The organism is Streptomyces sp. LaPpAH-108, assembly GCF_000373625.1.
Classification (GTDB): Bacteria; Actinomycetota; Actinomycetes; order Streptomycetales; family Streptomycetaceae; genus Streptomyces.
Genome location: NZ_KB891996.1, coordinates 237059 through 260960 on the forward strand (window position 1 = coordinate 237059; position 23902 = coordinate 260960).

The window sequence follows — 23902 nt, forward strand, 5'->3', positions numbered from 1 at the left end:
CGAAGCCGAGCGGGGGTGCTCAGCTCGGGCGCACCCAGTCCGGCACCCAGGTCCCGGGCGCGTCATGGGCGGGCGTCGCTCCCGCGAGGTAGGCGCGCAAGGTGGTCAGGGCCGGGTGGGGGTTGTCCCGGTGCCACAGGAGGGAGTGCGGGTAGACGGGCGTCGGGTCGGTCACCGGGATGCGGCGCAGGCCGTGTCCTGCGGGCCAGGCGAGACGGGTGGGCTCGCCCATGAAGGTGGCCAGGGCCGGGGTGTCGGCGATGGTGTCGAGGAGGGCGTCGGAGCCGAAGTTGGGGCCGGTCACCTCGATGGTGAGGCCGAACTCGGCGACGAGGTCGTCGTAGTAGGCGGCCCACTCGGTGCCGGGGGCGACGCCGGGCATCCAGATCCGGTGCCCGGCGAGCTGGGCGAGGGTCACGGACCGGGCGCCCGCCAGTGCGTGGGCGGGGCCGGTGAGGAGCTGGAGCGGCTCGTCGAGCACCCGGACGGACGCGATGTCCTCCGGCAGAGGCCGGCCGGGCGCGGCGACGGCGCGGAAGGACGCGTCGATCGCACCGGAGCGGATGGCGGTGACGGCCGTCTCGATGTCGAACAGCATCATCACGTCGAGGCCGATCTCGGGGTGTGCGTGGTGGAAACCGCGCATCAGGCCCGACTGCGCGCTGCGCGAGGTGAGCACGTCGACCCGCAGCGGACGGCTCCCCCGGTGCACGGAGGCGACGGCCCGCTCGGCCACGCGCAGCAGCTCGCGCGCGTGCGGCAGGAACGCCTGCCCGTCGATGGTCAGCTCGGCGCCGCGCGGGGTGCGGGTGAACAGCCGGACGCCCAGGGCGCGTTCCAGCGCGGCGATCCGCTTGGAGACGGCCTGCTGGGTGACCGCCAGCTCGTCGGCGGCCTCCCGGAACCGGCCGGTGTCGGCGATGGCGAGGAAGGTGCGCACGGCGTCGAGGTCCATGGGGCCAGGCTAGAACGACAACCAGTGGTTGTCGCCCGGCGGCTCGGCGGTTGTTTGATCCCTGGTCGCTGAGCCCGCTTTGATGCATGGGGTCGCGGATCGGTTGTGGAGGCGGGTGACGGGTGTGAGGGACGGGCGTGGGCTCGGGCGGGCCTTCGGGTGGCTCTGGGGGGCGTACGGGACGAGCGCGCTCGGCACCTGGCTGGCCTTCGGGGCGTTCCCGCTGATCGCCGTGCGGGTGCTGCACGCGGGCCCTGCGGAGGTGGCCGCGCTGTCCTCGGCGGGGGCGGCGGTGGGCGCGGCGGTGGCGGTGCCGCTCGGGCCCTGGGTGGAGTTCCGGCGCAAGCGGCCGGTGCTGATCGCGATGGACCTGGTGCGGTGCGGGGCGCTGCTGACGATCCCGGCGGCGTACGCGCTCGGCGCGCTGAGCTTCGTGCAGCTGCTGCTGGTCTCGGTGGTGGTCGCGGCGGCGGACATCACCTTCCGGGCGGCCTCCGGGGCGTACCTCAAGACGCTGCTGCCGCCCGGGGACCTGCTCGTCGCCAACGCGCGCTTCGAGTCGACGGCCTGGACGACGACGATCGTCGGGCCGCCCCTGGGTGGCGCGGCGATCGGGCTGCTGGGGCCGGTGGTGACGGTGGTGGCGGACGCGGTCAGCTATCTGCTGTCGGCGCTGGGCCTGCGGGCGATCGGGGGCGGGGAGGAGCGGCCCGCCGGGCGCGGGGCGGCGGCGCGGCTGCGCCCGGGTGATCTGGTGGCGGGCTGGCGTTACCTCCTCGCCGATCCCACCCTGCGCCCGCTGTTCCTCAACGCGGCTGTGTTCAACGGCCTGTTGATGGCGACCGAGCCGCTGCTCGCCGTTCTGATGCTCGGGCGGCTCGGGTTCGCGCCGTGGCAGTACGGGCTGGCCTTCGCGGCGCCCTCGCTGGGCGGGCTGCTGGGCTCCCGGCTGGCGCGGCCGCTGGTGGCGCGGTACGGGCAGCACCGGGTGCTGATCGCTTCTGGACGGCTGCGGGCCCTGTGGCCTCTCGGCCTCGCCTTCCTGGGACCGGGCACGGGTGGGCTGCTGCTGGTGATCGGCGTCGAGCTGGGGCTCATCCTCTGCTGCGGGGTCTTCAACCCGGTGAGCGCGACCTGCCGCCTGGAGCGGACCCGGGCCGACCGCGTCACCCGCGTGCTGTCCGCCTGGACGGTGACGACGAAGGCGACGACGGCCCTGCTGACGGCCGTGTGGGGCGTCCTGGGCGCGCTGCTCGGGCCGCGTACGGCGATCGGACTGGCGGGGCTGCTGCTGTTGGCGACGCCGCTGCTGCTGCCCCGCCGTACGACGGTGCTCCCGGCCGAGCCGGAACCGAGCGTGGCCTGAGCCCTACGCCCGGCGCCGCTCCGGCAACTGGTTCACGACCAGCGCGACCCCGCTCACCAGGACGATCCGGGTCGCCGCGTCCAGCCCGTTCCAGGACTTGGACTGCCACATCGCGAACCACTCCCCGCCGATGGCGATGAACCCGGCGCCGAAGAGGAGTATCAGCATCAGCAGGCCGTAGGTGGAGACCCGGCGGGCCCGCTCGGCGTCCCGCCGCGCCCACAGCCAGGTCCCCCACACCAGCACGACGGCCGCGGCCGTCTCCCACACGATGATCGCCACGTACGCGGTGTCCTGCAGCGCGCTGCTCGTGATCGCCCGCCACATCAGGGCGTCGTCCTTGAACGTCGTGTCCATCGCCAGCACATGCCGGACGTACTGCTGGTTCGACCCGAAGTCGGTGATGTTCCCGAGGGCGACGAGGGCGATGTACAGCGCGAGCACCCCGGTGAACACCCCTGCGGCCAGGGAGAGGCCGGTGCGGGGTGTGGTGGGGGTGGGGGCGCTGATGTCGGTGGGAGTGGTGGTCATGGCTGAATTCTCGCCGGAACGGGGCGAGTTCTGGCGTACGCATTGCGCCAGAATGGGAAGGCCGGCTTCGGGGGAAGGACGCGGAATGGTGCGGGAACGGCCCTCCATGCAGGAGCTGATCGGGCGCCGCAGACGCGCGGGCTTCGTCGGACGCGGCGGTGAACGGGCCGCGTTCCGGGAGAACTTGGACCTCTCCCCCGAGGACGAGCGGCACCGCTTCCTCTTCCACGTCCACGGCAACGCCGGGGTCGGGAAGACCTTCCTGGTCCGGGAGTTGGAGCAGATCGCCCGGGAACGCGGGGCCCTGACGGCGTACGTCGACGAGAGCGCGGGCAGCGTGCCCGAGGTACTGGCGGAAATCAGCCGCGAATGCGCCCGGCAGGGACGGGAGTTCAAACGGCTTGACCGCGCGCTGGCCTCCTACCGCGAGCGGCGCCACGAGGCGGAGGCGGTGGCCGCCGGGCTGGATTCCGCGCCGGAGGGGCCGTCCCCGGTGACCTCGATGGCGGTACGGGCGGGGCTCGCGGGGCTGGGCCTGGTGCCCGGCGCGGGGCCCTTCGTGGGCGCGGTCGACGCGGCTCGACTCAGCCAGTACGCCGACCGGTTGCGGCGGGGGCTCAGCGCGCGGTTCGGCAACCAGGACGATGTCCAGCTGGTGTTGTCCCCCGAGCGGGCCCTGACACCCAAGCTGCTGGACGAACTTGCCGATGTCGCCTCCGACTTGGCGTGGATCGTGCTCGCCTTCGACACGTACGAGCGCTCCGGGCCCTTCCTCGACGCCTGGCTCCACGACCTCATGACCACCGACCGCTACGGCGCCCTCCCCGCCCACGTCATCGTCCTGACCGCCGGACAGCACCCCTTCGACACCGCCCGCTGGGGCGGCTTCGCCGACTTCATGACCGAGGTGCCGCTCGGGCCCTTCACGGAGGCGGAGGCCCGGGGGTTGCTGGCGGACCGGGGAGTCGTGGCGGAGCCGGTCGTGGCGGAGGTGCTGCGGCTGACCGGGGGGTTGCCGCTGCTGGTCTCGACTCTGGCGGAGCAGCGGCCGGTCGACCTGGATGACGTGGGCGACCCCAGTGCGACGGCCGTTGAACGGTTCCTGAAGTGGGAGCCGGATGCTGTGCGGCGGGGGGTGGCGTTGGCGTGTGCGGTGCCTCGGGGGCTGGACATGGATGTCTTCCGGGCCGTCGTGGGCGGGCCGGAGGAGGAGGCGGACGGTCTGTTCGCCTGGCTGCGGGGGCTGCCGTTCGTGGACGACCGGGGGGATCGGCTCCGGTATCACGATCTGGTGCGGGGGACGATGCTGCGGTTGCAGCGGGGGCGGTCGCCTCAGGGGTGGCGGGAGCGGCATGAGCGGCTGGCGGGGGTGTACGGCGGCTGGTGCGAGGACGCGGCCGTCGGCATCCGGCCGGTCAAGCTGTGGAGTCAGCAGCGGTGGCGCGAACTGCGGCTGGAGCAGACGTACCACCTGCTGTGCGCCCGGCCGCACACGGAGCTGGCCGGGGCGCTGAAGGGGCTGATCGCGGCCTGCCGCAAGGAACAGGCGGACGGCCGCCGCTGGGCCCACATGCTGGAAGAGGCGGGCTTCGCGACCGACGACGCGGAGCTTCGGGGCTGGGGCCGACGGCTCCGTGTCGCGCTCGCGGACGAGCGGCAGGGGGTGATCAAGGCGATGGACCTCCTCCTGTCCCGCCCCGGACTCGATGCGGTCGGATGGGCACTGGCACACGGGCTCAAGGGACGGGAGTTACGCAGGCGCGGTGAGTGGCAGGAAGCACTGGGCGAGTACGACAAGGCGATCACGTTCAGTGAGAGCACGGTCTTGCCCGACGCGGACCTCGCTGTTCTGTATACAGGCCGTGGCCTCACTCACCAGCGGCTGGCCGATACCCCGTCCGCATTGGCCGACTTGGACCGGGCCGACACGCTGTGCCCCGACGATGTGGCGATTTGCCGCGCCCGTGGCGGGGCCTACCGGAGGGCCGGACGGTATGAGGAGGCCGAAGCGGAATTCGACCGTGCCATCGCTCTGAACCCGGTGGACCATTTCGCGGTCGTCAGCCGGGGAGTCTGCCGCCACATGCTCGGGCGGCTGGACAAGGCACTGGCCGACTTCGACCGCGCTCTCGTCCTCAACTCCACATACGCCTGGGCGCTGGTCCGCAGGTCACGGCTACACCGCGACCGAGGCGACTGGGAGGCGTCCTTTGCGGACCTCGACCAGGCCGTGTCTCTCCAGCAGACATCGGCCTGGGTGGCGTCCGAGCGGGGCGACGCCTACCGGCTGGCGGGCCGGTACGAGGAGGCGGTCATCGAACTGAGCCGAGCCGTCGAGCTGCAGTCCGACCACGCTTCGGCGCTGGCCAGCCGTGGGGCGGCTCACCTCGAACTCGGCCAGTACGAGATGGCATTGGAAGACCTGAACCGCGCGGTCGAGGTGGTGCCCGGCTATTCCTGGGCGCTGGGTCACCGGGGTCTGTGCAAGCGAGAACTCGGCGACGAGGAAGGGGCGTTGGCTGATCTGCGGCAGGCAGCCGAGGCGGATACGAACAACCGCTGGATTCACAGAGAGCTGGGAGACGCCCTCAGGCATGCCGGACAGTACAGAGAGGCGTTGCCCGCCCTGCAGCGGGCGCTGGAGCTGGATTCCGAGGATGCCCACACCCTGGCCATCTTGGGCTCCACACACCGCCTCATGGCGGAGTACACAGAAGCCTTCCAGTACCTGGACCGCGCACTGACACTGGCTCCCGAATATGGCTGGGCGCTGATCCAGCGCGTCCTGGCAGCGCAGGAGACTGGGCGCGTCACGCGGGCGTTCGCTGATCTAGACCGATGTATCGCTCTTGAGCCCATCGCGAATTGGGCCCGCAGCGACGTCGTCGAGTTGCTGATCCGGTGCGGTCGTTGGCCGGAAGCGCTCGAACGGCTGGCTGAAGCCGAGCGCTTGGGGATCTCCGACGAGAACTGGGGCGAGCAGCGCGCGGAAGCGTACCGGCACATGCGGCAGTGGACGGCGGCCGTACAGGAAGCGGAGCGGATGCAAGTGCGCTATCCGCTCGCCGGTACGGCCCACATGGCCCTGGCCGTCACGGGTTCTCAGGGCGCACGCTCAGCAGAACGACTCTGGAGAGGGGTGCCCCCGCTGCTGGAGCCGGGCAGCCCTCAAGCCCCGATTGTGCGGTGCCTCGTGGGCTGTGCACTGGGCGAATGGGACAGCGCCGACTCGGCACTCGCTGAAGCTCTGTCGCGCCCCGCCTGGGACGACCTCGCCCTCCTGGCCGACGACCTCACCGAGCTGCTGAACGCCCCCGGCGCCGACCGCTCCCGTTTGATCCCCCGCCTAGCCGCCGTAACCAACGCCCGCGACGCCGTCCAGTCCCGCTACGCGGAATAACCCCCTCGAGCTGAAGGTCGCGGAGGACGGCGTGGTCCAGCTTGATGCCGGTGGTGCCGGTGAGGAGTCGGCCGAAGCGCGCGCCGGTCAGGTCCGCGGAGCGGAGGTCGGCTCCGGTGAGGTCGCACCCCGCGAAAGTGGCCCCGGGCAAAGACACACCGCTCAGGTCGGCATCGCGGAAGGAGCACCGGGTGAACGACAGCTCCTGGGGACGCGCGGACACAAGATCGCTGCCGTCGAAGGACTCCCCGCGCAGAGCCGCGTACCTCCGGCGGGACGCGAGGTCTTCCTTGGCTGTCGGCGCTCTGCCCATGGCCGACATCATGTCAGCAGCGCGGCGACCGCCTCCGGGGCCTCGCGCATCGCGTTGTGGCCGGTGGGGAGGTCGTGGACCTGCCAGTCGGGGTCGGCGAGGAGCCGGGTGCGGAGGTCGGTGAAGGGGGTCCGGTCTTCCCACCCCGAGCAGTAGACGAACTCCCGCCGGGGGATCTTGGCGAGCGCCCCCGTGAGGCGGATCGTCTGGACGAACGAGGCGAGGGGGTGGGGGCGGCGGCGGGGGTCACCGCCGGGCGGGGGCTGGACGGCGTAGCCGGTGGCGGCGGCGCCGGACGCGAACGCTTGCCGGTAGGTCTCGGTCGTCAGCGACCAGCACGAGTCACCGTCACGCGGTACGTACGCGTCGAGATGCACGAGCCGCGAGACCCGGCCGTCCGCGCGGTCGGCCGCCGCCGCGATCACCATCCCACCGTAACTGTGGCCCACGAGCGTCGCGTTGGTGAGGTGGGCTCGGTCGAGGAGCCGCAGTACGTCCTCGGCGTGCGTGTCCAGGTTGGCCGTCGCGACCGTCTCCTGGTCGTCGTCCGGCCGCAGCCCGGTCAGGGTCAGGGCGTGCACGGTGTGCCCGGCCCGCTCCAGCAGCGGGACCACCGGGTCGTACGACCAGGCGCCGTGCCAGCCGCCGGGCACGAGGATGAACGTCGCCATGCGCTTCTCCTTCTCCCGAGTTCTCCCGAAGCTTCCCCAGGCTGAGCGGGTGGCGATGCGGAAGCATTCCGTCCGGCCGGTGCGGAAGCCGTGTGGCTGCGAGCGGCTGCCGGAGTCCCTCGGCCGAGCTGGCGCTCAAGGCGGCGGAGGAGGAGGTTACTTGACGACCGCCACCCGCGTCCCCGAGTCGCCGAAGGCCCACAGGGCGGTGCCGTCCGCCTTGTGGAGGCGGATGCCGGTGGTCTGCTTGCCGTTGGCGGGGGGCGGTGAGGAGCCGTCGATGGCGTTGGAGAAGGCGGCGTCACCGGCCGGGGTGTGGGTGAAGTAGAGGATGTGCTCGATGGCGACGCCGTCGGAGCCGGTGCCCGCGGGCATCCGGCCGAGGACGGTGTACCGGCCGGGCTGCGGGCTCACCGTGCCCGGCCAGACCGTGAACGTGCGGGTGGCCTCGCCGGTCGCGTCGACCAGCCAGACCCGCTTCTCGCCGACCGAGTAGACGATCCGGCGGCCCTGCCCGGAAGCCTCCGGGAGCGCGGGCGGTCCGGAGGGCTTCTTCGGGGTCTCGGCGGTCGGGCTCGCGGCGGTGGAGACCGTCGCCGAAGGGCTCGGTCTCACCACCGCCGCCGTGGGATGCGGGCCGTGCTCGGCCTGTATCGCGAGGGCGATGACGGCGGCGGTCGCGCCCACCGTCAGTCCGGAGACCCAGGCCCACGAGGGCAGTCGGGCAGCCACGGGTACGCATCTCCTCCGCTGTGAGTCCCCCGCGTCAGATCCGGGGTCGGATCATCGTACTCAGTCCAGGACCGGCAGCAGATCCGGCAGGTGCCCGTCCGAGGCGCGGGCCGCCTTCCGCCGCTCCTCGGGGACCTCGCCGTAGAGGGTCGTCCGGGGCTTCGACGGGCGTCCGGCCGCCTCCGCGACCGCCTCCAGGTCCCGTACGGACTTGTACGAGCCGTACGACGAGCCCGCCATCCGGGAGATCGTCTCCTCCATCAGCGTGCCGCCCAGGTCGTTCGCGCCGGAGCGCAGCATCTCGGCCGCGCCCTCGGTGCCGAGCTTGACCCAGCTGGTCTGGATGTTGGGGATCAGCCCGTGCAGCAGCAGCCTGGCCATCGCCGTCACCGCGCGGTTGTCCCGCATGGTCGGGCCGGGGCGCGCGATGCCCGCGAGGTAGACCGGCGCGTTGGTGTGGATGAAGGGCAGCGTCACGAACTCGGTGAAGCCGCCGGTGCGTTGCTGGATACCGGCCAGCGTGCGGAAGTGGCCGAGCCAGTGCCGGGGCTGGTCCACATGGCCGTACATCATCGTGGACGACGAGCGGATGCCCAGCTCGTGCGCCGTCGTGATGACCTCGATCCAGGTGGCCGTGGGCAGCTTGCCCTTGGTGAGCACCCAGCGGACCTCGTCGTCCAGGATCTCGGCGGCCGTACCGGGGACCGAGTCGAGTCCCGCCTCCTTCGCCGCCGTCAGCCACTCGCGGATCGAAAGCCCGGTCCTGGTCGCGCCGTTGACGACCTCCATCGGGGAGAAGGCGTGGACGTGCATCCCGGGGACGCGCTCCTTGACCGCCTTCGCGATGTCGAAGTACGCCGTGCCGGGCAGGTCCGGGTGGATGCCGCCCTGCATGCAGACCTCCACCGCGCCCACGTCCCACGCCTGCTGGGCGCGGTCGGCGACCTGGCTCAGGGAGAGGGTGTAGGCGTCGGCGTCGGTGCGGCGCTGGGCGAAGGCGCAGAAGCGGCAGCCGGTGTAGCAGACGTTGGTGAAGTTGATGTTGCGGGTGACGATGTACGTGACGTCGTCGCCGACCACCGACTTGCGTACGTCGTCGGCGATCCGGCACAGCGCGTCCAGGGCGGGGCCGTCGGCGTGGAGGAGGGCCAGGGCCTCGTCGTCGGTGAGCTTCGTCGGGTCGTCGGCCGCCGTGCGCAGAGCGGCGCGTACGTCCGTGTCGATGCGCTCGGGGGCCATGCCGGGGGCCGCGGCCTCGCGCAGCTCGGCCCAGTCGCCGTAGACCTCGTCGAAGTCGTCGCGGCGGTCGGAGGTGCGCCCTTCGGAGTCGATGGTGGTGTGCAGGTCGGTGCGGCCGGTCGCGGTGAAGACCTCCTCGGGCTCCTGCCAGGGCAGGCCCTTCGGGAGGACGTCCGGGCGGGCGAGGCCCGTCTCCGGGTCGGCCAGGGCGGCGACGTGCGGGCGCAGCCGGGGGTCCAGCCAGGGCTCGCCCCTGCGGACGAACTCCGGGTACACGCACAGCCGTTCACGCAGCTCGAACCCGGCCTTCTGGGAGCGCTCGGTGAGCTGCTCGATCTGGGGCCAGGGGCGCTCGGGGTTGACGTGGTCGATGGTGAGCGGGGAGACGCCGCCCCAGTCGTCGATCCCGGCGCCGATCAGCCGCTCGTACGCGCCGTCGACGAGGTTGGGCGGGGCCTGGAGGCAGGCGGCGGGGCCCATGATGTGCCGGGCGACGGCGACCGTGGCGATCAGCTCGTCCAGTTCGGCGTCCGGCATTCCGCGCATGGCCGTGTCGGGCTTGGCGCGGAAGTTCTGGATGATCAGCTCCTGGACGCCGTGGTAGGCGCGGGCGACCTTGCGCAGCGCGAACAGGGACTCCGCGCGCTCCTCGTAGGTCTCCCCGATGCCGATCAGCAGCCCGGAGGTGAAGGGCACGGAGGAGCGGCCCGCGTCCTCCAGCACCCGCAGCCGTACGGCCGGTTCCTTGTCCGGGGAGCCGTAGTGCGGGCCGCCGGGCTCGGACCACAGGCGGGTCGCGGTCGTCTCCAGCATCATGCCCATGCTCGGCGCGACCGGCTTGAGCCGCTGGAAGTCCGTCCAGCTCATGACGCCCGGGTTGAGGTGGGGCAGCAGGCCGGTCTCCTCCAGGATGCGGATGGAGATGGCGCGGACGTAGGCGATCGTGTCGTCGTACCCGTGCGCGTCCAGCCACTCGCGTGCCTCGGGCCAGCGGTCCTCGGGCTTGTCGCCGAGGGTGATGAGGGCTTCCTTGCAGCCGAGCGCGGCCCCCTTGCGGGCGACGTCCAGGACCTCGTCGGGGGACATGAACATCCCGTGTCCGGCGCGGCGCAGCTTGCCGGGGACGGTGACGAAGGTGCAGTAGTGGCACTTGTCCCGGCACAGCCGGGTCAGCGGGATGAACACGCTCTTGGAGTACGTGATGACGCCGGGCCTGCCCGCCTGCTCCAGGCCCGCGTCCCGCACCCGCGCGGCCGACGCGGCAAGGTCCTCGAGCTGTTCTCCGCGCGCCTGAAGCAGCACCGCCGCCTCGGCGACGTCGAGCGCGACACCGTCCCGCGCTCGTTTGAGGGCGCGACGCAGGGAGTTCTCGGTGGGGCCGGTTCCGGGGGTCGCGGAAGTCGTCATTGCATGAGCATACGTTCGGGGGCACGGGGTGCCAGGGGGCCTTTGCCCGGCGGTGGGACGCGCGAGGGGTGGCCAGTGGAGTGGGCGGGGGCGGGTCGTGGGGCAGCCCCAAGTGCCGCTGCCCGCCTAGTCGCCGTCGTGCGGCCGGTCCCCGTGTCCGGTCCGCGCGTCCCGGCGCATTCCCATGATCTCCGCCACGGCGTCCAGCCAGCGGACGGCGCGCTCCTCCGTCTCGGCTCCGGTGGTGACCTGGGCGGCCGTCTCCAGCCATGCGCGCAGCAGCGCGGACGCTTCCGGGGAGGGCAGCGGCTCGGGCAGTTCCGCCGCGTACCGCAGGCCGCCCGCGCGGGCGATGTCGGCGACGAAGGCCACCGCGCGCGGCACCACCCCGAGCCGGTCCAGGCGTACGGCCACCGCGACGGCGCCGTCCCCGAACAGGGCGGTGCGCAGGGCCTGCTGGCGGATCAGCGGATCGTGATCGTGTAGACGAAGAACGCCGGGCGGTCGTCCGGGGTGCCCGACGCCGTCGGGAAGGGGCTCACCGAGGCCGTGCCGGTGACGGACGCGCTGGGGAGCGGCTTGCCCGACTCGGTGCCGCTGTGGCAGCGGGCCATGGGGCAGTGCAGGAGCTTCACGGTGGCGCTGCCCTTCGCCAGGGCAGTGGTGCCGCGCAGGCCGTCGAGGCGCTTGCGGCGGTCGGTGGTGTCCTCGGTCGTCATCGCGCGGCCCCTCAGTAACCGGAGAGCGCCGAGGGGTGCTCGGCACGGGTGGGCAGGGTGGTGACGTGATCCGGGCCCGCCGGGGTCGGCATCGTGGTCCCGGCCGGACCCGCGGGGACGCTGCGCACGCTGGTGTCCACGAGGCCGTCGCTGCCGGCGTAGGCGCCCTTGGACAGCCGTACCTTGTCGGCGAGTTCGTGCAGCGCGTCCTCCAGGGTGCGGGCCTCCGCCTCCCAGGCGGCGGCGCCCGCGTCGGGGCCGCCGAGGGTGTCGTCCGGGTAGCAGAGGGCGGGGGCGACGGCCCCGCGGATCGTGCCCGCGTCGTCGCCCGCGCCGTCCAGTTCCTTCGCCTGTCCGGTCAGCCCGGACCTGACCGTGTAACCGTCCGCAGACGTGCCCGTCCCGCTCCCCCGTTCGACGCCGCCCGGCCGCCGGGCACGCTGACACGGTGTGATCGCACGGGCGTTCCGTGCGCCGCACGGCATGTGGAGGGTTTGTGGAGCCACCCGCGCCGCCTTGTGATCGGCGTCTCGCACGGCTGACGGAAGCGGGCTCAAGAAGGCAAACTGGCCTAGGTACAGGGATGTCTAGGGGGCGAGCGCATGGACGGTGGGCCGCGGGTGCCTGAGCAGCGGGTCAGCGGCTTCGCCGGGTTGCGGTTCGGGGTGCTCGGGCCGGTGCGGGCGTGGCGTGGGGACGAACCGGTGAACACCGGGACGCCGCAGCAACGCGCGCTGCTGGCGGCCCTGTTGCTGCGCGAGGGGCGTACGGCGACGGCGGCCGAGCTGATCGACGCGCTGTGGGGCAGTGAGCCGCCGCACCGGGCGCTGGCGGCGGTACGGACGTACGCCTCGCGGCTGCGCAAGGCGCTGGGGCCCGGGGTGCTGGTCAGCGAGTCCAGCGGCTATGCCGTACGGGGTCTCGGCGAGGGCTCCCTCGATCTCACCTCGGCCCAGGAGCTGGCCGCGCGGGCCGAAAAGGCGCGCGGGGCAGGGGACTTGCCCGAGGCGGGCAAGCTGCTGCGGCTGGCGCTCGCCCTGTGGGACGGGGAGCCGCTGGCGGGTGTGCCGGGGCCGTACGCCGAGACGCAGCGGGTGCGGCTCGAGGAGCTGCGGCTCCAACTCCTGGAGTCCCGGCTCGACATGGACCTGGAGCGGGGCAACCACGCCGAGGCCGTCTCGGAGTTGACCGCGCTCACGGCCGCGCATCCGCTGCGCGAGCGGTTCCGCGAGCTGCTGATGCTCTCCCTCTACCGCAGTGGCCGCCAGGCCGAGGCGCTGGCCGTCTACGCCGACACCCGGCGGCTGCTCGCCGAGGAACTGGGCGTGGACCCCCGCGCGGGGCTCAGCGAACTCCAGCAGCGCATCCTGCGCGCCGACCCCGCCCTCACCGGACCCACACCGCCGCCCGCCGAGCCCGCCGTGGTGGCGGTCAAGCCCGCACAACTGCCCGCCTCCGTACCGGACTTCACGGGTCGCGACGCGTTCGTGGCCGAGCTGAGCGAGGTGCTGGCCTCGGCCTCGGAGGCGGAGGGCCAGGTGATGGCGGTCTCCGCGCTGGCCGGGATCGGCGGCGTCGGCAAGACCACCCTCGCGGTGCACGTCGCCCACCGGGCCCGCGCCGCCTTCCCGGACGGCCAGCTGTACGTCGACCTCCAGGGCGCGGGCCCCCGCCCGGCCGAGCCGGAGACCGTGCTCGGCTCCTTCCTGCGCGCCCTCGGCACCCCGGACCGCTCGATCCCGGAGTCCCCGGAGGAGCGGGCCGCGCTGTACCGCTCGGTGCTCGACGGCCGCCGGGTCCTCGTCCTGCTGGACAACGCCAAGGACGCGGCCCAGGTGCGCCCGCTGCTGCCGGGCACCGCGGGCTGCGCGGCGCTGGTGACCGCGCGGGTGCGGATGACCGGGCTCGCCGGGGCCCATCTGGTGGACCTGGACGTGATGTCCCCGGAGGAGGCGCTGGCCCTCTTCACGCGGATCGTCGGCGCCGAGCGGGTCGCCGCCGAGCGCGAGGCCGCCCTCGACGTGGTCGCCGCGTGCGGCTTCCTGCCGCTGGCCATCCGGATCGCCGCCTCCCGGCTCGCGGCCCGCCGCACCTGGACGGTCTCGGTGCTCGCCGCCAAGCTGGCGGACGAGCGGCGCAGGCTGGACGAACTCCAGGCCGGGGACCTCGCGGTGAAGGCCACCTTCGAGCTGGGCTACGGCCAGCTGGAGCCCGCCCAGGCGCGCGCGTTCCGGCTGCTCGGGCTCGCCGAGGGCCCCGACCTGTCGCTGGCCGCCGCGGCTGCCGTACTGGACCGGCCGCAGGAGGACACCGAGGATCTGCTGGAGTCCCTGGTGGACACCTCCCTCCTGGAGTCCGCCGCGCCCGGCCGCTACCGCTTCCACGACCTGGTCCGCCTCTACGCCCGCTCCTGCGCCGAGCGCGACGAGGCGGCGCCCGGCGAGTGCGCGGCGGCCCTCTCCCGGCTGCTGGACTTCTACCTCGCCACGGCCGCCCGGGTGTACGCCATCGAGCGCCCCGGCGACCGCACGGTGGAGCATCTGGACCCGGCCGCGCACGAGGGGCTGGCCTTCGCGGGGCACCGTGACGCGCTGGACTGGCTGTACGCGGAGGCCGATCCGCTGCTCGCGTGCGTACGCCAGTCGGCGTCCGGGGCGACGCTGCGGCGGGCGGTCGATCTGCTCGTCGCCTCCAAGGACCTGGCCGAATCCGGCGCCAACGCCCACCAGTTCGGGGCCGCCGCGACCGCCGTACGGGATGCGGCCGAGGCCGCAGGGGACGCGCGCACGGAGGGCCGGGCACGCACCACGCTGGCCCAGGTCCACATGGCGGCGGGCCGGTTCGACGAGGCGGAGGCCGAGGCGCAGCGGGCGGTGGAGCTGGCGGAGGACGCCCGCGACCCGTGGATCGACTGCAACGCCCCCAGCGAGCGCGGGATCGTCGCCGCCTACCACCAGCGCAACGAGGAGGCGGAGACCTACCTCCAGCGCACTCTGGACGCCTACCGCGCGGACGGCAACCTGCCCGGCGAGGCCAGCGCCCTGTGCAATCTGTCCCGGGTACGGCTCGCCATGGGACAGGTCGACAGCGCGGTGGAGCTGGCGGAGGCGGGCGTCGCCATCTACCGTGACCTGGGGCTCTCCGTCCGTCTGGCGAACGGGAGTTACGCTCTCGGGCTCGCGCTCGCGGAGTCGGGACGGCCGGCGGAGGCGGAGGCACGCCTCACGGAGGCGCTGACGATATTCCGGGACAGCAGGCAGCGGCTGTGGGAGGGCATGACGCTCTTCCGGCTCGCCGGGGTACGGCTCGCGGCCGGGTGGCCCGCCGCCGCTGCCGCCCAGGCCGAGCAGTCGCTCTCGGTGCTGCTGCACGTCGGCGGGGACTGGCGGCGGGCGGGTGTGCTGACCGTGCTCGGCAAGGCGCTGGACGCGCTCGGGGAGTCGGACCGGGCGCGGGCCTGCTGGACGGACGCGCTGGCCGTCTTCGAGCGGCTGGACTCCCCCGAGGCCGCTGAGCTGCGGAAACTGCTCACCCCTGCGCCGACGGGCTGACAGCGGGGGCCCCGGGGCGCCGCGTTCATCATTCGTTTATCGTGCCCGAGCACTCTCTAGGCAGTCGGCTCGTCGTTCACGGGGGACGCACAGGCCGGCTGGGCCCCGGCCCGTCCGGAAGTCCTCGGGGGAGCGGCCGGACGGGCCTGCCGTCCCAGCACACCTTCACAGCAACGGAGTTCAGACGATGAGCGACGCCAAGAAGTCCGACAAGGTCACTCCTCAGGAGAGCCACATCACGGGTGGGGAGACGGCGGAGGCCGCCGAGGTGACCCCGCAGGAGAGCCACATCACCGGCGGCGAGAACGCCGAGGAGCTGGACGACGTCACCACCCTGGAGAGCCACATCACCGGCGGCGACCCGCGCTGAGCCCGCTCCGGGGGGGAGCACACGGGGGAAAGTACGGGGGACGTGAGGCCGCGGCGGCGCGGGTGGGGGGATGCCGCCGCGGCCTTCGTGCGTTCACCAGCCGATCCGGGCCGCCACCGGCAGATGGTCGCTCCCGGTGTCCGGCAGCGTCCATGAGCGGTCCGGCGTCACGCCCCGGACCAGGATCTGGTCGATCCGCACCACGGGGAAGCCCGCGGGCCAGGTCAGGCCGAAGCCGCTGCCCGACGTGTCCTGGACGGAGCGCAGCCGCGCGGTGATTCCCGCGAACGCCCGGTCGTCCAGGGTGCCGTTGAGGTCACCGAGCAGCACCACCCGCTCGCTCGTGTCCTCCGCCAGCGCCTGGCCCAGGGCCCGCGCGCCGATGTCCCGGCTGCCGGTCCAGAAGCCCTTCCTGGGCATGAGCCGTACGGACCCCAGGTGGGCCACGTACACCGTCAGCGGGCCGTGGTCCGTGGTCACGGTGGTGCGCAGCGCGCGGTTGGCGGGCAGCTTCTGCGCCTCCGTCTTGGTGGCCGCGAGCGGGCCGTAGTCCATGATGTCGATCATCCGGGTGTCCGAGAGCGGCAGCGTGCTCCACAGTCCGACCGTGCCGCGCACCACGTGGTGCGGGTATGCCCGCGCGAGCCCCTTCTCGTACTGCGGCGTCGCCTGCGGGGTCAGCTCCTCCAGGGCCAGCACCTGCGCGCCGGAGGCGGCCAGGGCGCGGGCGGTGGCGGCCGGGTCGGGGTTGCCCGCGCCGACGTTGTGGCTGACCAGGGTGAGGTCGCCGCCCGGACCGGACTTGTCGGTGAGCAGCCCGCCGAAGAGGCTCAGCCACACGGTGACCGGCAGCACCAGCGCGACCACCGCCGAGGCGGAGCGGCGCCACAGGGCCCCGGCCAGCAGCACCGGGACCGGCAGGCCGAGCCAGGGCAGCAGGTTCTCCAGCAGACTGCCGAGGCCCGCGAAGTCGGTGACCTGGGCGTGCAGCGGCAGCAGCAGGCCGAGCAGCAGCGCCAGCGCGGTGAGCACCGGGCCACGCCGCCACAGCTGCGGCCGGGTGGTGGCGTGGATCGCCCGGTGGAGGCGCGCGCGCCAGGGGGCGGTGCGGCTCGGTCCGGGGGTGTTTCGTGTCATGGCACCAGTCAAGGACGGGTGATGTTGCCGGGGCGTATGCGCTTTTCGATACGTTGCCGATATGCGCCGACTCGTAGCCTTTCTCCCATGCGTGTGCTGATCGTCGAGGACGAGCCCTATCTGGCCGAGGCCATCCGCGACGGACTGCGTCTCGAGGCGATCGCGGCCGACCTCGCCGGGGACGGTGACACCGCCCTTGAGCTGCTGAGCGTCAACGCCTACGACATCGCCGTGCTCGACCGCGACATCCCCGGCCCCTCCGGTGACGAGGTCGCCCGGCGCATCGTCGCCTCCGGCAGCGGGATGCCGATCCTGATGCTCACCGCGGCCGACCGGCTGGACGACAAGGCGTCCGGATTCGGGCTCGGCGCCGACGACTACCTCACCAAGCCGTTCGACCTCAGGGAACTGGTGCTGCGGCTGCGGGCGTTGGACCGCAGACGCGCCCATCACCGGCCGCCCGTACGGGAGATCGCGGGGCTGCGGCTCGACCCCTTCCGCCGGGAGGTCCACCGGGACGGCCGCCATGTCGCCCTCACCCGCAAGCAGTTCGCGGTCCTTGAGGTCCTGGTCGCGGCCGAGGGCGGGGTGGTCAGCGCGGAGGAGCTGCTGGAGCGGGCGTGGGACGCGAACGCGGACCCGTTCACCAACGCCGTACGCATCACGGTCTCGGCGCTGCGGAAACGGCTCGGGGAGCCGTGGGTGATCGCGACGGTGGCGGGGGTGGGGTATCGGATCGACGCGGGAGGGGACGCGGGGGATTCCGGTGCGGCGGGTTAGGGCGGCGGGCGTGGATAGGGCGCCCGGGGTGAGCGTCCGGCTCAAGCTCACGCTCAGCTATGCGGGGTTCCTCATGCTGGCGGGGGCGCTGCTGCTCGCCGCGGTGTGGTGGTTCCTGCTGCGGTACGTCCCGGAGCGCGCGCTCATCGTCCCGGGCTCCACGGAGAACCCGACCGTCGGCGATGTCTTCCCGGTCCGCTCCAACCTGCTGCGTGTCTTCGCGCCGAGGGCGTTCGGGGTGCTGGCGTTCCTGCTGGTGTTCGGGCTCGTGGGCGGGTGGTTCCTCGCGGGGCGGATGCTCGCGCCCCTGGGGCGCCTCACGGAGGCCACCCGCAGGGCCGCGACCGGATCGCTCTCCCATCGGGTCCAACTGCCGGGCCGCAGCGACGAGTTCCGGGAACTGGCCGACGCCTTCGACACGATGCTCGCGCGGCTGGACGCGCACGTGGCCGAGCAGCGGCGGTTCGCCGCCAACGCCTCGCACGAGCTGCGCACTCCGCTGGCCATCTCGAAGGCGCTCCTCGATGTCGCCCGCTCCGATCCGGACCGCGACACCGATGCCCTCCTCGCCCGGCTCAGCGCCGTCAACACCCGGGCGATCGACCTCACCGAGGCGCTGCTCCTGGTCAGCCGTGCCGAGCAGCGGTCCTTCACCCGGGAACCGGTCGACCTGTCCCTCCTGGCGGAGGAGGCCACGGAGACCCTGCTCCCGCTCGCGGAGCGGCACGGGGTCGCGCTGGAGACCTCGGGTGACATCGCGACGGCGCTCGGATCACCGGCGCTGCTGCTCCAGTTGACGACGAACCTGGTGCACAACGCGATCGTCCACAACCTGGCGGAGGGGGGCACGGTGTGGGTGAGCACGGAAGCCCGGCCCGGGTCCGTGATGCTCACGGTCGAGAACACCGGCGAACGGCTCACCCCGGAACTGGTCGCGACGCTCACCGAGCCCTTCCGGCGCGGGACCGAACGCGTCCACACCGATCACGCGGGGGTCGGGCTCGGGCTGGCCATCGTCAGGACCCTCACCGAGGCGCACGACGGGACGCTGACGCTTGTTCCGCGCGAGGGCGGCGGCTTGCGCATCTCCGTGGAGTTGCCCGCGAGTTGAGGGCGCCCGGCGCGTCAGCCCGCCTGCCGCGCCGTACGCTCCGCCTCGCAGCGGCCCACGTCCAGCCCCTCCACACCGACCCGCACCAGCGTCTGCTCGGCACCCCGCGCGGGCACGTCCACCTCAGCCCGCCCGACGCGGAGTTCGGCACCGGTGCTGTCCAGGAAGTGCACGACAGCGGTGTACCGCACCTCGCGCTTGTTGTGGTTGGTGACTTCGACGGTCGCATACGGCTTCGCGACCGTCGCACAGCTCAGCACCCGGACCGTCCCGTCCTCGACGCTCCGCCCGCGCCCGCCGGCGGTGGAGGTGGGGTGCTGCGTACGGGGTGTCCGGTAGCCGCCGGTACTGCCGTACGAGTCGTCCGGATCGTACGTCGCCCCACCCCCGGAACTGGAGCCGGAGAAGCCCCCGCCCGACGACGACGTACTGTCGTGATCCTGGCTGGAGCTGCTACACCCAGCGCCCCCACCCGACCCGTGCCTGCTGTGCCCATGCCCCCGGGAAAACCCCGTGAGCGCCAGCACGGCAAGTGCCAGCACACCCATCAACCTGAGTCCGCGCCCCCGTAGCCCCATGCACTTCACCCTAACGGCCCACCCACCGAACACCCCGCGAACCCGCTAGCCCCCCACGCCCCTCGAAACCCCCGGCCGCACCCCGGCTCAGAACCAGCGCAGTGGTTGCGCCACCCCCGCATCACGCGCGGGTACGAACGTTCCGGCATCGCGTCCTCGAACGCCCGCCGGGCCCGGTCCCCCGGTCCGTCACGCCGTGCGGGCCGTCCCCGTTCCCTTCTCCGCGTCCAGGGCGTACACGCAGCGGTCCTTGCTGCAGGCGTAGACCACGCCGTCCTTGACGACCAGGGAGCCGGTGATCTCGCCGCCGGTGGCGAGTTTCCAGCGGAGGCGGCCGTCGTCGGCCTTGAGGGTGTAGATGAGGGCGTCGGTGGAGCCGAAGTGGATGCGGCCCTCGGCGACGGAGGGGGCGCCGACCACGTCGCCGCCCGCCTGGAAACGCCACTTGGGGGTGCCGGTCACCGCGTCCAGGGTGTACAGGCCCTTGCCGCTGCCGACGTGGACGTGGCCGCCCGCGACCAGCACCGGTTCCACGGAGGCGCGGGACTCGGTGGCGATGCGCCAGCGGTCGCGGCCGTCGGCGGCGTCGAGGGCGTAGACCGTGCCGAGGTAGTCGGCGAGGTAGACGCCGCCGCCGGTGACGGCCGGGCCGGGGACGAAGGCGGGCGGCGCGAGGAAGACCGCCGGGGCCTCGAAGTGCCAGCGCACGCGCCCGGTGGCCGCCTCCACGGCGAGCACCCGGCTGCCCGCGCACAGGTAGACGTGACCGTCGTCGGCCGGGGTCAGCCGGACCGGGACACCGCCGCAGGAGGCCGCGTCGCCGACCGGGTAGGACCAGCGCTCGTCGCCGGTGCGGGCCTCCAGGGCGCGCAGCCGGGCGTCCTGCCAGACGTAGACCGTGCCGTCGTGGACGACGGGTCCGGCCTCCGGGGACTCGAAGTCCGTCTGGCAGCCGGTGATCTCCCACAGCTTCTGGCCGCTGGACGCCTCCCACGCCTGGGCGCCGCCGCCCCGGGTGCCGGTGACGACGGTGCCCCGGTCGGCCTTGAGCGAGTACACCCACGCGTCCGTGGACAGCCGCCACAGATCCGTGCCCTCGCGGGCGTCCAGGGCGAACAGGGTGGGCCCGTCGGAGGCGTGGATGCGGCCGTCGGCGACGGTCATGGACCAGGCCACGTCGCGCGTCTTGAAGCGGCGGCGTCCGGTGGCCACGTCGAGCGCGTGCACCTCGAAGGAGGTGACGTAGACGAGGTCGCCGTCGACCGAGGGCGTGCCCCACACGTCGTTGGACATGCGGAAGCGCCAGGGCCGCCAGCCCGCCGCCTCCGGCTGGAGCGCCGGTACGGGCGGTACGGCGGGGTCGGCGCCGAGCACCCCGGGACGCGGCCGGGACCAGCTGGCCACGAGCCCGGCCTCCGGCGGCGGCGCCTTGACGGCGGCGGCGCGGGCGTCGGCCACCCGCGGCCCGGGCCCGATCGGCACCTCCACCCCGGCGAGCCGCACCGGACCGGTGTCGGGCCCGCCCAGCGGGACGGGCGCCGGGGACGGCACGACAGGGTCGTAGGAGGGCGGCGGGGGCACGGCCGCGCGGCCCCCGCTGCGCGGCCCCGGCGGCAGCGGCGCGGGCTTGGCGGGCGGACGGCCGCCCCGGCGCGCCTCGATGAGCGCGACGGCCTTCTCGGGCAGCCACGCGGAGGCGGTGCCGGAGTCGTCGGAGCCGGAGCCGAACAGATGCGGGGCGAGCTGGGACTGGAGGTCGGCGGGGCTGGGCCTGCCGGGTGCCTCCATCTGCATGCAGGCGTCGATGAGCGGGCGCAGCTCGTCCGGGAGCCCGGTGATGTCCGGGCCCTCGCGCAGCAGCATGAACACCGTCTCGACCGGGTTGGCCCCGTGGAAGGGCGGGTGCCCGGTGGCGGCGAAGACCAGGGTGGAGCCGAGCGAGAACACGTCGCTGGCGCCGGTGACGCTGCGGGAGTCCTTGGCCTGCTCCGGGGACATGTAGGCGGGGGTGCCGACCGCGACGTTCGTCATCGTCAGCCGGGTGTTGGACACCCCCGACGCGATGCCGAAGTCGATGACCCGGGGGCCGTCCTCGACGACCAGCACGTTGGACGGCTTGAGGTCGCGGTGGACCAGGCCCGCACCGTGGATGGACTGCAGGGCCTCGGCGACGCCCGCCGCGAGCCAGCGCACCGCCTGCGCCGGGAGCGGGCCGCACTCGTTCACTATCTCTTCCAGCGAGGGCGCCGGGACGTACGCGGTCGCCAGCCAGGGCACCGCGGCGCGCGGGTCGGCGTCGACCACGGCGGCCGTGTAGAAGCCGGAGACCGCGCGGGCCGCCTCCACCTCGCGGGTGAAGCGGACCCGGAAGAGCTGGTCCTCGGCCAGCTCCGTGCGGACGGTCTTGATCGCCACGCGCCGGCCGGACGCCGAGCGCGCCAGATAGACCAGCCCCATGCCACCGGCCCCCAGCCGGCCCAGCACCTCGAACGGCCCGATCCGCCGCGGGTCGTGCTGCGTCAGCTGATCCACCACTTGCCTGCCACCTCCCCGTACGAGCCGCGTCGCCCACCTGCGGACGCGGCCGTAGTGCAGCGTCTCACCACCGCACCGCCCTGGCGGCACGCACCCCGATTCTTCCTGGCCGGGCGGCCGGTTGCGAACCCGGCCGCGAATCGGGGTGTCTCGTGCCCAATCCCGTCATTTCGCCGCCGCGCGGTGCCCCGTCACCGGTGCAGCAGCGCGAACGACGCCCCCTGATTGTCGGTGACGACGGCCACCCGTCCGTACGAGGCGTCGAAGGGCGGCACCTGGACCCGGCCGCCGAGCCGCCGTACGGCCGCGAGGGCGGCGTCCAGGTCCTCGACCCGGAAGTGGACGACGAAGTGCGGGGGCATCTCGGCCGGGAACACGTCGGTCACGTCCGCGCGGCCGAAGTCGGGCTCGGTGCCCGAGCCGAACAGCGCCTCGTGGAAGAGGGCGCCGTAGAAGGCGTTCGCGGCGGCGGTGTCGCGGGTGTACAGCTCGGCCCAGACGAACGTGCCGGGCTCGCCCCGGCGCCCGAAGCCGGGGAGCGAGCCGGGCTGCCACAGCCCGAAGACCGCACCCTCGGGGTCGGCGGCGAGGGCGGCGGCGCCGAGGCCGTCCACCGGGAAGGGGCCGGAGATCAGGGTGCCCCCGGCCTCGGTGATGCGGCGGCCCAGCGCGCGGGCGTCCGGGGTGGCGAAGGAGACTGTCCACACGGTGGGCATCCGCCCGTCCGTCTTCGGGGCGAGCGCGGCGACCGGTGCGCCGTCCAGGCGGGCCCACACCGAGCCGCCGGGGGCCTCCTCGGCGGGCTCGAAGGTCCACCCGAAAAGTTCACCGTAGAACCGCTTGCCCGCCTCGACGTCGGGCAGTTGCGCGTCGACCCAGCAGGGCACGCCCTCGCCGTACGCCGGTGCACTGTTTTCGGCCATATCGTCAAAGTAACCGCGACGCGCGCACCCCGCAGACCAGGGAAATCGCCCCGAGATGGCCGGGCACCCCATTTGCAGTCGGCCGAATAGCGCTCCTGCTCCCCGTCGGTAAGCTGACGGCATGACAGGACAAGTGCGTACCGTCGACGGCCGCGTGGCCGGCCGGCGTGGGCAGGCGACCCGGCAGAAGCTGCTCGACTGCCTCAGCGAGATGCTCAGCTCCTCCCCCTACCGGGACGTCAAGGTCATCGATGTCGCCCGGAGGGCGGGCACGTCGCCCGCGACCTTCTACCAGTACTTCCCGGACGTCGAGGGAGCCGTCCTGGAGATCGCGGACCAGACCGCCGCCGAGAGCGCCGAGCTGGCCGAACTGCTCGCCGGGCGCAGCTGGGCGGGCAAGGCGGGCTGGCAGACCGCGCAGGAACTCGTGGACGGCTTCATGGACTTCTGGCGCCGCAACGACGCGATCCTGCGCGTGGTCGACCTCGCCGCCGCCGAGGGCGACAAGCGCTTCAACAAGCTCCGCATGAAGATCCTGAACGCGGTCAACGGCCCGCTCACCGAGGCCGTAGCCGACCTCCAGGCCAAGGGGCGGGTGGACAAGGACGTCAACCCGTCGGCGATCGCCGGCTCCCTCGTCACCATGCTCTCCTCGGTCGCCGCGCACCAGAAGGGCTTCTCCGCCTGGGGTGTGAAGCAGGCCGAACTCAAGCCGACGCTCTCGCTGTTGACGTATCTCGGCGTGACCGGCAAGAAACCCGCCAAGTAGCGCGTACCCCACGTCCTGTCTGGCGGGCGGTGGTCCCCCTCGGGTGGACCACCGCCCGTCCCGCGTCCGGGGGCGGCGGGGCCGCTGCGGCGATACTCGGTCCATGGCACACGAGGAGACCCCGGCCCACCCCGATCTGCCCGCCCTGCTGCGCACGCTCAGGGTGTGGCCGCCCGGGGCGACCGAGCTGCGCCCCTTCGACCCGGGCACCGCGCCGCCCTCCCCGCTGCCGCTGTTCACCGCGTGGTTCGCGGACGCCGTACGGGCGGGGCAGCCCGAGCCGCACACCATGTCCCTTGCGACGGCCGACGAGGACGGGAATCCGGACGTACGGATCGTGATGCTGCACGGCGCCGACGCCGCGGGCTGGTCCTTCGCCTCCCACGCCACGAGCCGCAAGGGCCGCGCCCTGGCCGCCCGCCCGTACGCCGCCCTGGCCTTCTACTGGCCCGTGCTCGGCCGCCAGGTGCGGGTGCGCGGCCCGGTCACCACCGCCCCGGCCGAGGAGGGCCAGGCCGATCTGCACGCCCGTTCCACCGGCGCCCTCGCGGCGGCGCTCACCGGCCGCCAGAGCGAGGAGCTGGCCTCGCCGGAGGCACTGCGCGAGGCGTCCGACCAGGCGTGGCGGCAGGCGCGCGAGAACCCCGCGGAACCGGTTCCCGGCTGGACGCTCTACCACCTGCGCCCCGAGACCGTGGAGTTCTTCCAGGGCGACCCGGAGCGCCGTCACGTACGCCTGGAGTACCGGCGCACCGAGTTCGGCTGGGCGCGCCAACTGCTGTGGCCGTGAAGCGTTTTCACACATTTCGCACTCC

21 protein-coding genes are annotated in these 23902 nt (G+C 73.3%); 8 read left to right on the top strand and 13 right to left on the bottom strand.

Annotated elements, in window-relative coordinates; all coding sequences use genetic code 11:
• Positions 1 to 19: 19 nt before the first annotated feature.
• Entirely contained in the window at positions 20 to 955 is a 936-nt protein-coding gene (locus B079_RS0123275) for a LysR family transcriptional regulator (RefSeq protein ID WP_018548250.1), read from the bottom strand.
• An 82-nt stretch (positions 956 to 1037) separates the two neighbouring features.
• Between B079_RS0123275 and B079_RS0123280 the strand changes: the two genes are divergently transcribed.
• Entirely contained in the window at positions 1038 to 2321 is a 1284-nt protein-coding gene (locus B079_RS0123280; protein WP_037801818.1) for an MFS transporter, read from the top strand.
• Positions 2322 to 2324: 3 nt separating this feature from the next.
• Here B079_RS0123280 and B079_RS0123285 read toward each other — a convergent pair whose 3' ends face one another.
• Complete coding sequence (locus tag B079_RS0123285; RefSeq protein WP_018548252.1) at positions 2325 to 2852, bottom strand: DUF2165 domain-containing protein; 528 nt, start codon at positions 2850 to 2852, stop codon at positions 2325 to 2327.
• Between the two features lie 85 nt (positions 2853 to 2937).
• Between B079_RS0123285 and B079_RS0123290 the strand changes: the two genes are divergently transcribed.
• Complete coding sequence (locus B079_RS0123290; RefSeq protein WP_018548253.1) at positions 2938 to 6252, top strand: tetratricopeptide repeat protein; 3315 nt, start codon at positions 2938 to 2940, stop codon at positions 6250 to 6252.
• On the opposite strand, the gene B079_RS34235 is transcribed toward B079_RS0123290, so the two are convergent.
• From B079_RS34235 to B079_RS35575, 7 genes are all read right to left on the bottom strand, one after another.
• On the bottom strand, positions 6146 to 6577 hold the full coding sequence (locus B079_RS34235) for a pentapeptide repeat-containing protein (RefSeq protein ID WP_324604072.1): 432 nt from the start codon (positions 6575 to 6577) through the stop codon (positions 6146 to 6148). The two genes, B079_RS0123290 and B079_RS34235, sit on opposite strands and share 107 nt — an antisense overlap.
• Positions 6574 to 7236 carry an alpha/beta fold hydrolase gene (locus tag B079_RS0123295; RefSeq protein WP_018548254.1) on the bottom strand — a complete coding sequence of 221 codons (663 nt, stop codon included), beginning with the start codon at positions 7234 to 7236 and terminating at the stop codon, positions 6574 to 6576. The genes B079_RS34235 and B079_RS0123295 overlap by 4 nt, the downstream gene beginning before the upstream one ends.
• Before the next feature lie 156 nt (positions 7237 to 7392).
• The gene (locus tag B079_RS0123300) at positions 7393 to 7968 is read right to left on the bottom strand and encodes a hypothetical protein (RefSeq protein WP_018548255.1); all 576 of its coding nucleotides are present in this window, start codon (positions 7966 to 7968) and stop codon (positions 7393 to 7395) included.
• A 60-nt stretch (positions 7969 to 8028) separates the two neighbouring features.
• Positions 8029 to 10614, bottom strand: a complete 2586-nt coding sequence (locus B079_RS0123305; RefSeq protein ID WP_018548256.1) for a bifunctional FO biosynthesis protein CofGH — start codon at positions 10612 to 10614, stop codon at positions 8029 to 8031.
• A gap of 126 nt (positions 10615 to 10740) precedes the next feature.
• The gene (locus B079_RS32615) at positions 10741 to 11028 is read right to left on the bottom strand and encodes a hypothetical protein (protein WP_018548257.1); all 288 of its coding nucleotides are present in this window, start codon (positions 11026 to 11028) and stop codon (positions 10741 to 10743) included.
• Between the two features lie 50 nt (positions 11029 to 11078).
• Positions 11079 to 11333: a hypothetical protein gene (locus B079_RS33385; RefSeq protein WP_018548258.1), complete on the bottom strand. Its 255-nt coding sequence runs from the start codon at positions 11331 to 11333 to the stop codon at positions 11079 to 11081.
• 11 nt (positions 11334 to 11344) lie between these two features.
• The gene (locus B079_RS35575; protein ID WP_018548259.1) at positions 11345 to 11818 is read right to left on the bottom strand and encodes a hypothetical protein; all 474 of its coding nucleotides are present in this window, start codon (positions 11816 to 11818) and stop codon (positions 11345 to 11347) included.
• 117 nt (positions 11819 to 11935) lie between these two features.
• On the opposite strand from B079_RS35575, the gene B079_RS0123320 reads away from it, so the two are divergent.
• Positions 11936 to 14884 carry an AfsR/SARP family transcriptional regulator gene (locus B079_RS0123320; RefSeq protein ID WP_018548260.1) on the top strand — a complete coding sequence of 983 codons (2949 nt, stop codon included), beginning with the start codon at positions 11936 to 11938 and terminating at the stop codon, positions 14882 to 14884.
• Positions 14885 to 15071: 187 nt separating this feature from the next.
• Positions 15072 to 15254 carry a hypothetical protein gene (locus B079_RS0123325; protein ID WP_018548261.1) on the top strand — a complete coding sequence of 61 codons (183 nt, stop codon included), beginning with the start codon at positions 15072 to 15074 and terminating at the stop codon, positions 15252 to 15254.
• Between the two features lie 93 nt (positions 15255 to 15347).
• Here B079_RS0123325 and B079_RS0123330 read toward each other — a convergent pair whose 3' ends face one another.
• Positions 15348 to 16391 carry an endonuclease/exonuclease/phosphatase family protein gene (locus B079_RS0123330; RefSeq protein ID WP_018548262.1) on the bottom strand — a complete coding sequence of 348 codons (1044 nt, stop codon included), beginning with the start codon at positions 16389 to 16391 and terminating at the stop codon, positions 15348 to 15350.
• Positions 16392 to 16478: 87 nt separating this feature from the next.
• Between B079_RS0123330 and B079_RS0123335 the strand changes: the two genes are divergently transcribed.
• Positions 16479 to 17171 carry a response regulator transcription factor gene (locus B079_RS0123335; protein ID WP_018548263.1) on the top strand — a complete coding sequence of 231 codons (693 nt, stop codon included), beginning with the start codon at positions 16479 to 16481 and terminating at the stop codon, positions 17169 to 17171.
• Between the two features lie 28 nt (positions 17172 to 17199).
• Complete coding sequence (locus tag B079_RS0123340) at positions 17200 to 18282, top strand: sensor histidine kinase (RefSeq protein ID WP_018548264.1); 1083 nt, start codon at positions 17200 to 17202, stop codon at positions 18280 to 18282.
• Between the two features lie 14 nt (positions 18283 to 18296).
• Here the strand turns inward: B079_RS0123340 and B079_RS34690 are convergent, their stop codons facing one another.
• The 3 genes from B079_RS34690 to B079_RS0123355 all read right to left on the bottom strand — a co-directional run bounded on the left by B079_RS34690 (position 18297) and on the right by B079_RS0123355 (position 22318).
• Positions 18297 to 18542: a hypothetical protein gene (locus B079_RS34690; RefSeq protein ID WP_018548265.1), complete on the bottom strand. Its 246-nt coding sequence runs from the start codon at positions 18540 to 18542 to the stop codon at positions 18297 to 18299.
• Positions 18543 to 19049: 507 nt separating this feature from the next.
• Positions 19050 to 21395: a PQQ-binding-like beta-propeller repeat protein gene (locus B079_RS0123350; RefSeq protein WP_018548266.1), complete on the bottom strand. Its 2346-nt coding sequence runs from the start codon at positions 21393 to 21395 to the stop codon at positions 19050 to 19052.
• Between the two features lie 191 nt (positions 21396 to 21586).
• Entirely contained in the window at positions 21587 to 22318 is a 732-nt protein-coding gene (locus B079_RS0123355; protein WP_018548267.1) for a VOC family protein, read from the bottom strand.
• A gap of 133 nt (positions 22319 to 22451) precedes the next feature.
• Here B079_RS0123355 and B079_RS0123360 point away from each other — a divergent pair, with 133 nt between their 5' ends.
• Complete coding sequence (locus B079_RS0123360; protein WP_018548268.1) at positions 22452 to 23087, top strand: TetR family transcriptional regulator; 636 nt, start codon at positions 22452 to 22454, stop codon at positions 23085 to 23087.
• 103 nt (positions 23088 to 23190) lie between these two features.
• Positions 23191 to 23877, top strand: a complete 687-nt coding sequence (locus B079_RS0123365; RefSeq protein ID WP_018548269.1) for a pyridoxine/pyridoxamine 5'-phosphate oxidase — start codon at positions 23191 to 23193, stop codon at positions 23875 to 23877.
• Positions 23878 to 23902: the final 25 nt, after the last annotated feature.

Bases quoted from the DNA above. Each gene is read 5' to 3' on its own strand.
- B079_RS0123275 (WP_018548250.1), bottom strand. From the start codon at position 955: ATGGACCTCGACGCCGTGCGCACCTTCCTCGCCATCGCCGACACCGGC.
- B079_RS0123280 (WP_037801818.1), top strand. From the start codon at position 1,038: ATGCATGGGGTCGCGGATCGGTTGTGGAGGCGGGTGACGGGTGTGAGG.
- B079_RS0123285 (WP_018548252.1), bottom strand. From the start codon at position 2,852: ATGACCACCACTCCCACCGACATCAGCGCCCCCACCCCCACCACACCC.
- B079_RS0123290 (WP_018548253.1), top strand. From the start codon at position 2,938: ATGGTGCGGGAACGGCCCTCCATGCAGGAGCTGATCGGGCGCCGCAGA.
- B079_RS34235 (WP_324604072.1), bottom strand. From the start codon at position 6,577: ATGATGTCGGCCATGGGCAGAGCGCCGACAGCCAAGGAAGACCTCGCG.
- B079_RS0123295 (WP_018548254.1), bottom strand. From the start codon at position 7,236: ATGGCGACGTTCATCCTCGTGCCCGGCGGCTGGCACGGCGCCTGGTCG.
- B079_RS0123305 (WP_018548256.1), bottom strand. From the start codon at position 10,614: ATGACGACTTCCGCGACCCCCGGAACCGGCCCCACCGAGAACTCCCTG.
- B079_RS33385 (WP_018548258.1), bottom strand. From the start codon at position 11,333: ATGACGACCGAGGACACCACCGACCGCCGCAAGCGCCTCGACGGCCTG.
- B079_RS35575 (WP_018548259.1), bottom strand. From the start codon at position 11,818: ATGCCGTGCGGCGCACGGAACGCCCGTGCGATCACACCGTGTCAGCGT.
- B079_RS0123320 (WP_018548260.1), top strand. From the start codon at position 11,936: ATGGACGGTGGGCCGCGGGTGCCTGAGCAGCGGGTCAGCGGCTTCGCC.
- B079_RS0123325 (WP_018548261.1), top strand. From the start codon at position 15,072: ATGAGCGACGCCAAGAAGTCCGACAAGGTCACTCCTCAGGAGAGCCAC.
- B079_RS0123330 (WP_018548262.1), bottom strand. From the start codon at position 16,391: ATGACACGAAACACCCCCGGACCGAGCCGCACCGCCCCCTGGCGCGCG.
- B079_RS0123335 (WP_018548263.1), top strand. From the start codon at position 16,479: ATGCGTGTGCTGATCGTCGAGGACGAGCCCTATCTGGCCGAGGCCATC.
- B079_RS0123355 (WP_018548267.1), bottom strand. From the start codon at position 22,318: ATGGCCGAAAACAGTGCACCGGCGTACGGCGAGGGCGTGCCCTGCTGG.
- B079_RS0123365 (WP_018548269.1), top strand. From the start codon at position 23,191: ATGGCACACGAGGAGACCCCGGCCCACCCCGATCTGCCCGCCCTGCTG.